We start from the raw sequence: 14,500 nt of genomic DNA on the forward strand, positions 1-14,500 counted from the left end.
TCTCTCGACGCGGGAAGAAGAACGGCACCCTTCGACTGCCTGCCAAGGCAGGCGCTCAGGACAGGCTTCGACAGGCTCAGTGCAAACGGGTGTGAAAATCGGGAAGGCTCAGCCCAGCAGGTGGGCGAGCAGGTAGGAAAGGGGGGCGGCCACGGCGATCATCGCTGCGGCGATGCCGGCCATCCAGAAACGGCCGCGCGCCGGCTGATCCTCGATCATGCGGAGCAGTTCGGCGGTCTGGTCGTCCATCTGCGGCGCGGCGGCCGTCGGGCGCCGTCCGAACTGGTGGAGGCTCACGACCGGCGATCCCTGGAACGCGTTGCTCGCCTCCTCGCTGCTCAGCGGCTTTTCGAACTGGCAGCCATATTCGTTGCCGTGCTTCCAGACGACGCGCGCGCGCGTGGCGCCCGCACCCGCGAGGCCGACCGTGATCTCCTCGCCGACCGTCAGTTCGGCACGGCTCTCGATCCGCATGCCGGTGCTGGACACGTCGTGCACCCAGCTGTCCTGCGGCTCGCTATTGCCGGTGCCGCGCAGCGTGCTCGGCTGATCGGCCGCGCGACGCGCGGCGCGGCGCGTTTCCTGGGTTTCTTGCGTATCCTGCGATTCCATGCCGGGCTCCATGGCGCCCGACATAACGCGACATGGTTTCCAGAGAGCTAACGGCTCTTCAGAAGATCGGTCGACCCGGCCATCACGCGATCGAAGGTGGCGGCGGGGCAGAGATGGTCCGCGCGCTTGCCGCAGCCGGGCATGTCCAGAACGACCGTGGTCGTCCCGGCGCGGAGTGCGCGGATCGAATCGAGCGGCTGCGCGCGATAGGTGGCGCGGACGAAGCGGGCGCCCTTCGCATCGCGCAACAACGTCAGCAGGATCGCGCCGCCGGGGGCCGGATCGTCGGTGGCGAAGCCGGGGATCGTCCAGTGCAGATCGAGCAGCCCGCCGAGATTGGCGACGTTCGTGTCATGGCCGACGACGACGGTGACTGTCGCATCGCCCGCCTTGGGCGCGGCCAGCGCATCGCGCAGGATCTTCGCGATCGGCGCCACGTTGCGCGCGGCGACATATTTGGGGCGTGCCAGCACCGCGAATTCGGTGGCGTGGAGCGATCCGAGCGCGGTGACGTCCGCCGCCGTGGCGCGACCCCAGCCCACGTCCGCCATCGGCTTGCCGTTCGCATATTCGAGCAGGAGGATCTGGGCGGCGGTCGATCCGCGATCGAGCGCACCGGTCAGCTTCGGGCGCTGGCCCGCCTGCGCCGGCGCGACCGCACTGCGCTCGGCGGCCACGCCGCAGGAGGCGGTGGCGGGGCCGCACAGGATCGAATCGACACGCTGGAGATGGGCGCGCTCCAGCGCCTCGACCGCGCCGATGCCGCCCTTGGGCAAAGCGGCGGCGATGGCGGCGTCGGCGGCCTTGGGATCATAGTCCACCAGCCCCTGCTGGATCGCGCCGAACAGGGGATCGGCCTCGTCCTGCGATTTGTGGACATTGGTGACGGCACATCCGGGCGCGAAGCCCTTCGCCCAGGCGTCGCCGGTGGCGATCGTGCGCTGGTCGCTGTCCGAGAGCAAGGCGATCGTGCCGGTCGCGGGGCATCCGGTGGCGGGCAGCAGGCCTTCGCGGGCAAAGGCCGCGCGATCGGCCTGACCGACCAGTTCCACCGCCTTCGCGCCGCGATCCGTGAGATAGCCGGGCCGGGTTTCCCATGTCGGCCAGGGTTGCGCCGCGACGCCCCTGGGCATCGCCGGATCTTTGGTCGGCGGCCGGACGCCGTGGCGCATCAGGACCGCCACGCGCTCGACGGTGTAGCCGCCCGCGGCGGCCGACGGGCTGGCGGCGGTGAGGACGAGCGCCAGCGCCGTCGCGGCAATGGCCGTCTTTGGCGCGATCCTAGAAATGGAGCTGCGCCCCGCCGCGAACCGTATAATCATAGCGTTCCCGTTCCACGAGCTGATCCCGGTTGCCGATAAAGCGGCGCCACGGGGCATCGGTGAGGTTGGTGGCATTGGCGAAGAAGGTCAGCTGCGGCGTCACCTGATAGCTGGCATTCACGTCCAGCTGGCCATTCTTGTCGGTATACTGATCCGTCGCCGCCGAGGTGCCGAGCGTATCCAGATATTTCGAGCGATAGGTATAGGCCACGCGGACGGCGACGCCATACTTCTCGTAGAAGACCTGCGCCGTGCCGCTGTCGCGCGACTGGTTGAACAGCGGGATGTCGCCCGCGCGCGCCGCCACGCCGGGGATCGAGCCCATATTGGCGTGGCCGGTGACGTGCGTGAAGTTGGCGGCGATGCCGAAGCCGTTGAGCGCGCCCGGCAGGAAATCGAAGCGCTTCTGGAAATTCGCCTCGATGCCGCGCAGCGTCGCGCGATCGGCGTTGAGCGGCTGGACCAGATCGGCCGCCGCGAAGGTCTGCCCGGCATAGGTGCCGGGCGTGTTGATGACCGACTGGGTGTAGATCGGGTTGTCGAGATGCTTGTAGAAGATGCCGACCGAGATCAGGCCCTGACCCGGCAGATATAGTTCGGCGGCGAGATCCGCGCCCCACGCCTTGTACGGCTTCAGGCCGGGATTGCCGAGCGTGATCGTCGGGCGCGGCGTCGTGGTCGTGTCGACCGAGACGTAGGGCGCGAGATCCGGATAGTTCGGGCGGCCGATCGAGGTGGTGACGGCGCCGCGCAGCATGAAGGCCTGCGTAATCTTCCAACGGGCCGACAGGCTCGGGAAGAAATCGGTGTAGTTCTTCGAACCGAAGCTGTTGAAATCCTGCGTCAGCGTCGAGGCGGCGGTGATCAGCTTCGCCTTGGACTTGTCGCGCGTATTTTCCACGCGGACGCCGGGCAGCAGGGTCAGGCCCCCGAAGTTCAGCGTCGCCATCGCATAGCCGGCGACGATGCGCTCCTTCACGTCATAATCGTTGGCGAGCGCATTGTTGAGCGAGCTGGCCGCATTGAGCGCGATCGTGCCCGGATTGGCGGCGAGATAGGCCTGGGCCGTATCGTAGCCGATGCGCGGGCCGAACGGATAGGCGCCGTCATAGAAGGTCTGCGCGCCGACATAGGAGACGTTGGCGAGCGTGAAGGTGCGGCCCGAGGCGAGGCCGTACGTCTCGTAAGCGCGATCGTTGGTCTTGTGGCGATCGAGATATTTGCCGCCGAACTTGATGCTGCTGTCGTCGCCGATGCCGATCGGGAGCGTGTAATCCGCGCGGCCCTGCCACAGCGTCTCCACGGCATTGCGGCGATCGTAATTGACGCTGTTCAGCGCATAGGCCGACTGGGCGACGGTGTTGGTGACGGTTTCGTTATAGGGCAGCTGGCCGACATCGTAATTGACGGTGAGCGCGGTGCCGCCGGTACGGAAATTATATTCGGAGCGCAGCGGATCGCGCTTCTGCGCGCGCGTCCAGCCGCCGGCCAGATCCAGCGTGCCGCCGCCGAGCTGGAAGCTGCCGCCGGTCGCGATCGACTTGGTGTTGTCCTTCTCCTCGCGGCGGCGGACGCGGACGCTGCCACGGCCCCGGAAGGTGCCGGTGGTGGCGGTCTGGTTCGTGAAGGCGGACTGGTTGTCGATGATGAACTGGTCGCGCGTCTCATTGTCCTTGAACTGCGAATAGCTGGTCCGCAGCCAGAGTTTGGACGTGTCGCTCAGGCGCCAGTCGAAATTGCCGACCGCGCCGATGCGCGTGCGGACGAGATTGTAATCGCGCAGGCCATAGCTGTCCGGCACGACGAAGCCGTTGGCGGCGACGGGCGCGCGCCAGTTGGTCGAGGCCTGGAAATTCTCGGACTCGATCGGGCGGCGCGAATAGTTGAACGAGAGAACGGCGCCGAACTGCTCGTCCGAACCGAACCGGCCGCCGGCCTGCGCATCCGCCTCATAGGGATGCTTCTCGCCGAGCTTCGCCCAGCCATAAGCGGCGCGTGCGTCGAAGAAGCGCTTCTCCTTGCGCTCGAAGGCGGAGAGCGTGCGGATGTCGACGGCACCGCCGATGGCGTTGGCATCCTGATCGGCGGTGATCGCCTTGGTGACGACGACCGACGAGATCAGAGCGGAGGGGATGTCGTCCAGCTTCACCTGGCGGCCGTCCGGCTCGGGGGCGGGGAGAGTGAGGCCGTTCAGCGTGACGTTGACGAGGTTCGGATTGATGCCGCGGATCACGACATAGCGGCCCTCGCCCTGATCGTTGGCGACGGTGACGCCCGGCAGGCGCTTCACCGCCTCGGCCACGTTCTGGTCGGGCAGCTTGCCCACGTCGTTGGCATAGAGCGCTTCGACGATGTTGAGCGACTCGCGCTTCGTCTCGATCGCCTTGGCCTCGCCCTGGCGCGTGCCGGTGACGACGATGTCGGCGCCCGTTTCGGCGGCAGCATCCGCGGCGGGGGCCGGATCCGCCGCGAAAGCCGGCGTGGCGATGGCGAGATCGGCGACGATCAGCGCCGCAAGGCAGGCGCCCGCCTTCAAAGTTTGCAACATTTCCAACTTTCCCCGTTTTGTTGGGGCGCGCTAGGAGCGTTCGGAGACAGTGATGTGACGTTCTTCCGATTCATTTCTGGTGCGAGACGAAACGTGAGACGGGGCAGAGGCTTGCGATTTTAGGGTGATCGGCCGGCGGGCGCCGCATTTGCGGCCCTGGGGGCCAGCGTTCGCAGGACCACGCAAACCACGTGGATGACGAACGGAAGCGGGCGCGCTAGCACGTCTCCATGACGCATCGCATCGCCCTTCTCCTCGCCCCGCTCCTTGCCACCGCCGCGACCGCGCAGGCGCCCGATCCGTGGGTGGCGAAGGGGCGCACGATGCTGGAGCATGCGATCAACATCCCGACCGTCGCCGGGCGCGAGAAGGTGCCGGAGCTGGCGACCTATATCGCGGGCGAATTCCGCAAGGCGGGCTGGGCCGACAGCGACCTGCATATCCAGCCTTATGAGGGCGAGGATCACAACAAGACGGCGGCGCTCATCATGCGCTGGCCCGCCGTGGGGGCGCCGAAGGGCAAGCCGATCCTGCTGATGGGCCATATGGACGTGGTGGAGGCCAAGCGCGAGGACTGGACGATCGATCCGTTCACCTTCGTCGAGAAGGACGGCTATTATTACGGGCGCGGCACCAGCGACATCAAAGGCCCGACCGTGGCGATGCTGACCGCTTTGCTCAAGCTGAAGGCGGCCGGCTTCAAGCCGAAGCGCGACATCATCGTGCTGCTGACCGGCGACGAGGAAACGGCCGAGGTGGGCGCCAAGCTCGCCGCGACCGAATGGCGCAAATGGACCGACGCCGATTACGGGCTGAATGCCGATGCGGGCGGCGGCGCGTTCAAGCCGGACGGCACGCCGCTCGGTTTCGGGCTGCAGACGGCCGAGAAGACGTTCGCCGATTATACGCTGACCGTGCGCAACAAGGGCGGCCATTCCTCGCGCCCCCGGCCGGACAATGCGATCTACGAACTGGCGCACGCGCTGGAGAAGATCGAGGCCTATCGCTTCGAGCCCGCGCTGAACGAGACGACGCGCGCTTATTATCAGGTTCGCCAGCAGGACGAGAAGGGCGCGCTGGGCGATGCGATGCGCGCCTGGCTGAAGAACCCGAATGACGGCCGGGCGGCCGACGTGATCGAGGCGGATCCGCTGGAAGTGGGATCGACCCGCACGCGCTGCGTCGCAACACTTTTGTCGGGCGGGCATGCCGATAACGCGCTGCCGCAGCTTGCCACCGCCAACATCAATTGCCGGATCCTGCCCGGCGTTTCGCCCGATGCGATCCGCGCCGAGCTGGAAAAAGTGGTGGCGGATCCCGGCGTGGCCGTCACCCGGCGCGACGACAATGTGAGCACGCCCGCCTCGCCGTTGCGTGCCGACGTCGTCAGCGCCTTCACCGATTCCGTCCATGCGCGCTTCCCCCATTCCAAGATCCTGCCGCAGATGTCGGCGGGGGCTACGGACGGCGCGAAATTCCGTGCGGTGGGCATTCCCGTCTACGGTGCCGACGGTGCCTGGATCGTGTCGCCGGATGACGAACGCGCACATGGCCGTGACGAAAGATTGCCGGTGAAAGCCTTCGCCGACGACATCGCCCATTGGGACAGAATGCTGTCGCGGCTGGCAGCGCAATAAAGTGTCACAATTCGCTTTTCGCAAACACGCAATAAGCTTTTCGCAAACGCACCAAAGGCGGTTGCCCCGCGAGTGAGTCGGGTCTAAGCCGCCCCCGCTGATCCGCGGCCGCGTCCTCGTGGTCGCATCCTGGCAGCGCCTCAATGGCTGGCAAGCGGGAAAGGGAGCTTAAGTGGCTCGTAAGAAGATTGCGCTGATCGGCGCAGGTAATATCGGCGGAACGCTGGCACATCTCGCCGCGCTCAAGGGTCTCGGCGACATCGTTCTGTTCGACGTTGTCGAGGGCGTGCCTCAGGGCAAGGCGCTCGATCTGTCGCAGTGCGGCCCGGTCGAGGGTTTCGACGCCAAGATCACCGGCACCAACGATTATGCCGACATTGCCGGCGCGGACGTGATCATCGTCACGGCCGGTGTCGCCCGCAAGCCCGGCATGAGCCGTGACGACCTGCTCGGCATCAACCTGAAGGTGATGAAGGCCGTGGGCGAGGGCATCAAGGCCAACGCGCCCGACGCCTTCGTGATCTGCATCACCAACCCGCTCGACGCGATGGTGTGGGCGCTGCGCGAATTCTCCGGCCTGCCCGCTGAGAAGGTCGTCGGCATGGCCGGCGTGCTCGACTCGGCGCGCTTCAGCCACTTCCTCGCCGACGAGTTCAACGTCTCGGTGAAGGACGTGAACACGTTCGTGCTGGGCGGCCATGGCGACACGATGGTGCCGGTCCTCGAATATTCGACCGTCTCGGGCATCCCCGTTTCGGACCTGATCGCGATGGGCCTCTCCACCCAGGAGAAGATCGACGCGATCATCAAGCGCACGCGCGGCGGCGGCGGCGAGATCGTCGCCCTGCTGAAGACGGGTTCGGCTTTCTATGCGCCCGCCACCTCGGCGATCGCGATGGCCGAAGCCTATCTGTTCGACCAGAAGCGTATCCTGCCGGCCGCGGCGAACCTGACCGGCCAGTATGGCGTCGACAATCTCTATGTCGGCGTGCCGGTTCTCTTCGGCGCCGGCGGCGTCGAGAAGATCATCGAGGTGTCGCTCTCGGATGAGGCCAAGGCCAATCTGCAGGTCTCGGTGGATGCGGTGAAGGAACTGCTGGTCGCCTGCAAGGGCATCGATAGCTCTTTGGCATAAGTCTTTCGCGGGGTTGGCCGCTAGGCTGGCCCCGCATCACAGGAATCGTTCGGAGCGCCTATGTCGATCCTCGTCGATAAGAATACCAAGGTCATTACCCAGGGTATGACCGGCAATACCGGCACCTTCCATACCGAGCAGGCGCTGGCCTACGGTACGCAGATGGTCGGCGGCGTGACGCCCGGTAAGGGTGGCACCACCCATATCGGCCTTCCCAATTTCAACACGGTCCACGAAGCCGTCGCCGCCACCGGCGCGACTGCGTCGGTCGTGTATGTGCCGCCGCCCTTCGCGGCCGACTCGATCCTCGAGGCGATCGATGCCGAGGTTCCGCTGATCGTGGCGATCACGGAAGGCATTCCGGTTCTCGACATGGTGCGCGTGAAGCGCGCGCTCTCGGGCTCCAAGTCGCGCCTGATCGGCCCGAACTGCCCGGGCGTGCTGACGCCGAACCAGTGCAAGATCGGCATCATGCCGGGCTCCATCTTCAAGGAAGGCTCGGTCGGCGTCGTCTCGCGCTCCGGCACGCTGACCTATGAGGCGGTGTTCCAGACCTCGAACGCCGGCCTCGGCCAGACCACGGCCGTCGGCATCGGCGGCGATCCCGTCAACGGCACGAACTTCATCGACGTGCTGGAGCTGTTCCTGGCCGACGAGGCGACCAAGTCGATCATCATGATCGGCGAGATCGGCGGCGACGCCGAGGAGCAGGCCGCGCAGTTCCTGATCGACGAGGCCAAGAAGGGCCGCAAGAAGCCGATGGCCGGCTTCATCGCGGGCCGCACGGCGCCTCCGGGCCGTCGCATGGGCCATGCCGGCGCGATCGTGTCGGGCGGCAAGGGCGACGCCGAGAGCAAGATCGCGGCGATGGAAGCCGCCGGCATCCGCGTTGCGGCGAGCCCCTCGGAGCTCGGCACGACGCTGGTGGAAGTCCTGAAGGGCTGATGAAAGCAACCCCGGTCGTTCGCGGCCGGGGTTGATTAATATTTGGGCAATGCTCACCTCGCTAGGCGAGCGACGAAACGACCGATTTGGTCGACAGAGCGAATGACAGGCGGTGCATAATGGGCTTCGAGGGATCGAACTTCGATGAGCTGGAGGGTGTAAGTCCCAGCTTTGCCGAGGCGCTGTACAAGAAGTATCGGCAGGATCCCGCGAGCGTCGACGAGAATTGGCGCAGCTATTTCGGCGCGCTGGAGGCGAGCGTCTCCGGGCCGAGCTGGGCCAATCCGCGCTGGCCGCTGTCCGAGACGGACTCTCTCACCGCCGGTCTCGACCCCACCCAGATGGAGCCCGCGCCCAAGCCCGCCAAGGGCGGCAAGCCCGCTCCCGCCGCCGCCCCGGCGCCGGCCGCTCCGAGCAGCCAAGCCGATATCGAGGCCGCCGCGCGCGACTCGATCCGCGCCTCGATCCTGATCCGCACCTATCGCGTGCGCGGCCACCTGCTCGCGCAGCTCGATCCGCTCGGCCTCTGGCATCAGGAGATGCCGGAAGATCTTCAGCCCGAATTCCACGGCTTCACCGAGGCCGACATGGATCGGCCGATCTTCCTCGGCGGCCTGCTGGGTTTCCAGCACGCGACCGTGCGCCAGATCATCGCGACGCTCCGCAAGAATTACTGCGGCAAGGTCGGCCTCGAATATATGCACATCCAGGATACGGAGGAACGCCGCTTCCTCCAAGACCGGATGGAAGGCACGGACAAGGAAATCAGCTTCACGCCGGAAGGCAAGAAGGCGATCCTCGCGAAGGTGGTCGAGGGCGAGCAGTGGGAGAAGTTCCTGGCTCGCAAATATGTCGGCACCAAGCGCTTCGGCCTCGACGGCGGCGAGAGCATGATCCCCGCGCTGGAGGCCGTGCTGAAATATGCGGGCGCGGCCGGCGTGCAGGAAGTCGTGCTCGGCATGGCGCATCGCGGCCGCCTCAACGTTCTGACGAACGTGATGCAGAAGCCCTATCGCATCCTGTTCCATGAATTTGCGGGCGGATCGGCCAACCCCGAGGATGTCGGCGGTTCGGGCGACGTGAAGTACCACCTCGGTACGTCGGCGGACCGCGAGTTCGACGGCAACATGATCCACCTGAGCCTCGCGCCGAACCCGTCGCATCTCGAGTGCGTCGATCCGGTCGTGCTGGGCAAGGCGCGCGCGAAGCAGACCAAGCTGGACGATCTGGAGCGCGCCAAGGTGCTGCCGATCCTGATCCACGGCGATGCGGCCTTCGCGGGCCAGGGCGTGATCATGGAGTGCTTCGGCTTCTCCGGCCTCGTCGGCTACAATACCGGCGGCACCGTCCACTTCGTGATCAACAACCAGGTGGGCTTCACCACCTCGCCGCAGTTCGCGCGTTCGTCGCCTTATCCGAGCGACATCGCGAAGATGGTGCAGGCGCCGATCCTGCACGTGAACGGCGATGATCCCGAGGCCGTCACCTTCGCCTGCAAGCTGGCGACCGAATATCGCGCGAAGTTCCGCCGCGATGTCGTCATCGACATGTGGTGCTATCGCCGCTTCGGCCATAACGAGGGCGACGAGCCCGGCTTCACCCAGCCGCTGATGTATGACGAGATCCGCAAGCATCCGCCGGTTTCGCAGCTCTATGCCGATCGCCTGATCGCCGAGGGCCAGATCGATGCCGAGTGGCTCGGCGCGCAGGAAGCGGCTTTCATAGCCCGTCTGGAAGACGAGTTCGAGGCCGGCAAGAGCTACAAGGCCAATCGCGCCGACTGGTTCGGCGGCGAGTGGGAAGGCTTTGCGCTCCCGCGCGAGCCGATCACCGAGCGCCGCGCGGCCGCCAGCGGCGTCACGCCCGATCTCTTCAACGAAATCGGCACGCAGATCACCACTGTTCCCGACAGCATCGTCGTCCACAAGACGCTGACCCGCATTCTCGACGCCAAGAAGGCGATGTTCGAGACCGGCGAGGGCTTCGACTGGGCGACCGCCGAGGCGCTCGCCTTCGGCACCCTGCTGAAGGAAGATTATGGTGTCCGCCTGTCCGGTCAGGACGTCGGCCGCGGCACGTTCAGCCAGCGCCACGCCGTGTGGGTCGATCAGAAGGATGGCCACAAGTACATCCCGCTTTCGGCGATGAACCGGCAGTTCCAGGTGCTGGACAGCCCGCTCTCCGAATTCGGCGTGCTGGGCTTCGAATATGGCTATGCCGGCCAGGCGCCGAACACGCTTGTCATGTGGGAAGCGCAGTTCGGCGATTTCGCCAACGGCGCGCAGGTCATCATCGATCAGTTCATCGCGGCGGGCGAAGCCAAGTGGCTGCGCGCCAATGGCCTCGTGATGCTGCTGCCGCATGGCTATGAAGGGCAGGGACCGGAGCATAGCTCGGCTCGTCTGGAGCGGTATCTCCAGCTCTGCGCCGAAGATAATATGCAGGTGGCGAACTGCACGACGCCGGCGAACTACTTCCACATCCTGCGCCGCCAGATGCTGCGCAAGTTCCGCAAGCCGCTGATCATCATGACGCCCAAGTCGCTGCTGCGCCACAAGGCGGCGGTGTCGAAGGCGGAGGATTTCCTCGGCGACAGCTACTTCCACCGCGTCCTGTGGGACAATCGCCCGGTTGTGGCCGAGAAGATCAAGCGCGTCGTGCTCTGCACCGGCAAGGTCTATTACGATCTGGCCGAAGCGCGCGATGCGGCCGAGGACGACAGTGTCGAGATCCTGCGCGTCGAGCAGATCTATCCGTTCCCGGCGGATGCGCTGGTCGAGGTATTGAAGGATCGTCCGAACGTCGAGACCGTGGTCTGGGCGCAGGAAGAGCCGAAGAATAACGGGGCGTGGTTCTTCGTCGAGCCCTTGATCGAGGAGGTGCTGGCCACGGCCAAAACCAAGCCGACCCGTCCCGTTTACGCCGGCCGCAAGGCCTCTGCGGCGACCGCCACCGGCCTCGCCAAGAACCACACCAAGCAACAGGCGGCCCTGGTCGCTGAAGCGCTTGGCTATCAAGCCTAATAGGAAGATCGAATGGCGACCGATGTTACCGTACCGACGCTCGGTGAATCCATCACGGAGGCGACCCTCGGCCAGTGGCTGAAGAAGCCCGGCGAAACGGTGAAGGCCGATGAGCCGATCGCCAGCCTGGAGACCGACAAGGTCGCGGTGGAGGTTCCGGCCCCCGTCGCCGGCGTGATCGGCGAGCTGGTGGTGGCCGAAGGCGACACCGTCTCGGTGGGCGCGGTGATCGCGCGCATCACGGAAGGCGCCTCGGCGCCGACCAGCGCGACGCCCGCCGTCGAGAACCGCACCGCCGTCGGCCAGGCCGAAGCCGCCGCTCGACCCGAGCCGGCCGCCGCCCCCGCCGACGAGGATACGTCGGGCGATCCGCTCACGCTGTCGCCGGCCGTGCGCCGCGCGGTGCTGGAGCTGCATGTCGATCCCTCGAAGATCAAGGGCACCGGCAAGGACGGCCGCATCACCAAGGATGACGTGCTGCTCGCCGCCAAGTCCGGCGCTGCCGCCGCGGCTCCGGCCGCCGCCGCTTCGGCTCCCGCCGCTGCCGCGCCGGCCGCGACGGGCGGGCGCAAGGAAGAGCGCGTGAAGATGACGCGCCTGCGCCAGACGGTCGCCAAGCGCCTGAAGGAAGCGCAGAACACCGCGGCCATGCTCACCACGTTCAACGACGTGGACATGACCGCCGTGATCGAGGCGCGCGCCAAGTATAAGGATCTGTTCGAGAAGAAGCATGGCGTCCGCCTGGGCTTCATGGGCTTCTTCGTGAAGGCCGCCTGCATGGCGCTGAAGGACATTCCCGGCGTCAACGGCTCGATCGAGGGCGACGAGATCGTCTATCACGATTATTGCGACATCTCGGTCGCGGTCTCGGCCCCGAACGGCCTGGTCGTGCCGGTGATCCGCGACGCCGAGACGCTCTCCGTCTCCGGGATCGAGAAGACGATCGGCGATTTCGGCAAACGCGCCAAGGACGGCACGCTGAAGATGGAAGAGATGAAGGGCGGCACCTTCACCATTTCCAACGGCGGCGTGTTCGGCTCGCTGATGTCGACCCCGATCATCAACCCACCGCAGTCGGCCGTGCTGGGCCTGCACCGCATCGAGGAGCGCCCGGTCGTCCGTGACGGCCAGGTCGTCGTCCGCCCGATGATGTATCTGGCGCTCAGCTACGATCACCGCCTGGTCGATGGCCGCGAAGCCGTGACCTTCCTCGTCGCGCTGAAGAATGCGATCGAGGATCCGACGCGGCTTCTGATCGACCTGTAAGGCAGGGCAGGAGGAGCGCGGCGATGGGAATGGTGATGTACCTCCGACGCGCTACCTCTGCTCAAATCGAAGCGCTCAAGGCCGATCCACGCACGGCGGAAGCGTTCATGTTTCCGGAAGAGAGTGACGACGACCTAAGCTTATCTCTGATCGAGTTCGATAAGGCATGGCACGCCCTGCATTTCACCTTGTCGGGGCAAGCCTACGGTACGGTTCGCCCGCTGGGCATCATTGCTGGCGAGGATGTCGAAACGCTCGGCGAGCCGGCGCTTGGTGATATTTCGTGCTGGGTAATCGAACCGGACGTGATGGCCGCGTTCGCCGACGCGATCGACAAAATCAGCGATGAGGAAATCGCGGCGAGCGTCGATCCGGAGGCGATGATCGATGCGGATATCTATCTGGCGGATGTCTTTGCGGACGAGAAAGACACGTCGATCGATTACTTGATGCAGGGCGTCCCGATGTTGCGGCGTTTCGCGGCGATCTGCGGGCAGAACGGCGAGGGCGCGATCCGTTGCCTCGCATGATTCAAGGTGAGAAGGCAGACAATGGCTGACTATGATTTCGACGTTCTGGTGATCGGTTCCGGCCCCGGCGGCTATGTCGCGGCGATCCGCGCGGCGCAGCTGGGCCTGAAGACGGCGTGCGCCGAGGGCCGTGCCACGCTGGGCGGCACCTGCCTCAATGTCGGCTGCATCCCCTCCAAGGCGCTGCTGCACGCGTCCGAACTCTATGAGGAGGCCGCCGGCGGCGCGCTCGCCAAGCTGGGCGTGAAGATCGACGCGATGAGCCTCGATCTCGATGCGATGCAGGCACAGCGCATCGATGCCGTGAAGGGCCTGACCGGCGGCGTCGAATTCCTGTTCAAGAAGAACAAGATCGAATGGCTCAAGGGCTATGCGACGTTCGAGAGCAAGGACACGGTGACGGTCGCCGGTCGCACCGTGCGCGCCAAGAACATCATCATCGCCACCGGCTCGTCGGTCACCCCGCTGCCGGGCGTGACGGTCGACAATGAGGCGATCGTCGACAGCACCTCGGCGCTGGAGCTGACCAAGGTTCCCGGCCACATGGTCGTGATCGGTGGCGGCGTGATCGGGCTCGAACTGGGCTCGGTGTGGCGCCGCGTCGGCGCGAAGGTGACGGTCGTCGAATTCCTCGACCAGATCCTGCCGGGCATGGACGGCGAGGTCCGCAAGGAAGCCAACAAGATCTTCAAGAAGCAGGGCTTCGAGTTCAAGCTCTCGACCAAGGTGACCAAGGCCGAGCGCAAGGGCGAGGGCGTCGTCCTCACCGTCGAGCCCGCCGCCGGTGGCGCGGCCGAGACGATCGAGGCGGACGTCGTCCTCGTCTCGATCGGCCGCAAGCCCAACACCGATGGCCTCGGCCTCGACAAGGCGGGCCTCACGGTCAACAAGCGCGGCCAGATCGAGACCGATCATGACTTCGCCACGTCCGTGCCCGGCATCTGGGCGATCGGCGACGTGATCCCCGGCCCGATGCTCGCGCACAAGGCCGAGGACGAGGGTATCGCGGTGGCCGAGAATATCGCGGGCCTCACCGGCATCGTGAACCACGACGTGATCCCGTCGGTCGTCTACACGATGCCCGAGATCGCCGGCGTCGGCCTCACCGAGGAAGCGGCGAAGGAAAAGGGCGAGATCAAGGTCGGCAAGTTCCCGATGCTCGCCAACAGCCGCGCCAAGACCAATCACGAGCCCTGGGGCTTCGTGAAGGTGATCACCGATGCGAAGACGGACCGCGTCGTCGGCGTGTGGATGATCGCGTCGGTCGCCGGCACGATGATCGCGCAGGCCGCGCAGGCAATGGAATTCGGCGCCACCTCCGAAGACATCGCCTACACCTGCCATGCGCACCCGACCCACGCCGAAGCCTTCAAGGAAGCGGCGATGGCGGTGCTGGGCAAGCCGATCCACGTTTGATCCACGTTCCACCCCTCCCGCGTGCGGGAGGGGCAAGGCTGGGCAGGCGCAAAGGCGCCGTGCCCG

The 14,500-nt window shown here is 66.0% G+C and carries 10 protein-coding genes; 7 read left to right on the top strand and 3 right to left on the bottom strand.

The features are described from left to right. Positions 1–108: 108 nt before the first annotated feature. Genes HL653_RS13465 through HL653_RS13475 form a run of 3 tightly spaced genes read right to left on the bottom strand, consistent with a single transcriptional unit; the run spans position 109 to position 4,482 of the window. Positions 109–612: a PilZ domain-containing protein gene (locus tag HL653_RS13465; RefSeq protein WP_171744963.1), complete on the bottom strand. Its 504-nt coding sequence runs from the start codon at positions 610–612 to the stop codon at positions 109–111. 47 nt (positions 613–659) lie between these two features. Continuing rightward, positions 660–1,934 carry a histidine-type phosphatase gene (locus HL653_RS13470; protein WP_171744964.1) on the bottom strand — a complete coding sequence of 425 codons (1,275 nt, stop codon included), beginning with the start codon at positions 1,932–1,934 and terminating at the stop codon, positions 660–662. Beyond that, a complete protein-coding gene (locus HL653_RS13475) occupies positions 1,894–4,482 on the bottom strand; it encodes a TonB-dependent receptor (protein WP_171744965.1) in 2,589 nt (862 codons plus the stop codon). The genes HL653_RS13470 and HL653_RS13475 overlap by 41 nt, the downstream gene beginning before the upstream one ends. A 230-nt stretch (positions 4,483–4,712) precedes the next feature. On the opposite strand from HL653_RS13475, the gene HL653_RS13480 reads away from it, so the two are divergent. The 7 genes from HL653_RS13480 (at position 4,713) to lpdA (ending at position 14,434) form a co-directional block, all read left to right on the top strand. Then, positions 4,713–6,119 carry a M20/M25/M40 family metallo-hydrolase gene (locus HL653_RS13480; RefSeq protein WP_171744966.1) on the top strand — a complete coding sequence of 469 codons (1,407 nt, stop codon included), beginning with the start codon at positions 4,713–4,715 and terminating at the stop codon, positions 6,117–6,119. A gap of 172 nt (positions 6,120–6,291) precedes the next feature. Next, a complete protein-coding gene (mdh, locus tag HL653_RS13485) occupies positions 6,292–7,254 on the top strand; it encodes a malate dehydrogenase (RefSeq protein WP_171744967.1) in 963 nt (320 codons plus the stop codon). Positions 7,255–7,314: 60 nt separating this feature from the next. Continuing rightward, positions 7,315–8,199, top strand: coding sequence for a succinate--CoA ligase subunit alpha (gene sucD / locus HL653_RS13490; RefSeq protein WP_171744968.1), 885 nt, complete (start codon positions 7,315–7,317; stop codon positions 8,197–8,199). Between the two features lie 119 nt (positions 8,200–8,318). Next, positions 8,319–11,222, top strand: coding sequence for a 2-oxoglutarate dehydrogenase E1 component (locus tag HL653_RS13495; protein ID WP_171744969.1), 2,904 nt, complete (start codon positions 8,319–8,321; stop codon positions 11,220–11,222). Between the two features lie 12 nt (positions 11,223–11,234). Continuing rightward, positions 11,235–12,488 carry a 2-oxoglutarate dehydrogenase complex dihydrolipoyllysine-residue succinyltransferase gene (odhB, locus tag HL653_RS13500; RefSeq protein ID WP_171744970.1) on the top strand — a complete coding sequence of 418 codons (1,254 nt, stop codon included), beginning with the start codon at positions 11,235–11,237 and terminating at the stop codon, positions 12,486–12,488. Between the two features lie 23 nt (positions 12,489–12,511). Further along, a complete protein-coding gene (locus HL653_RS13505; protein ID WP_171744971.1) occupies positions 12,512–13,018 on the top strand; it encodes a YfbM family protein in 507 nt (168 codons plus the stop codon). 21 nt (positions 13,019–13,039) lie between these two features. Further along, on the top strand, positions 13,040–14,434 hold the full coding sequence (gene lpdA, locus HL653_RS13510; protein WP_171744972.1) for a dihydrolipoyl dehydrogenase: 1,395 nt from the start codon (positions 13,040–13,042) through the stop codon (positions 14,432–14,434). The last annotated feature ends 66 nt before the right edge of the window (positions 14,435–14,500 follow it).

It is taken from the genome of Sphingomonas sp. AP4-R1, from assembly GCF_013113735.1.
GTDB lineage: Bacteria > Pseudomonadota > Alphaproteobacteria > Sphingomonadales > Sphingomonadaceae > Sphingomonas_I.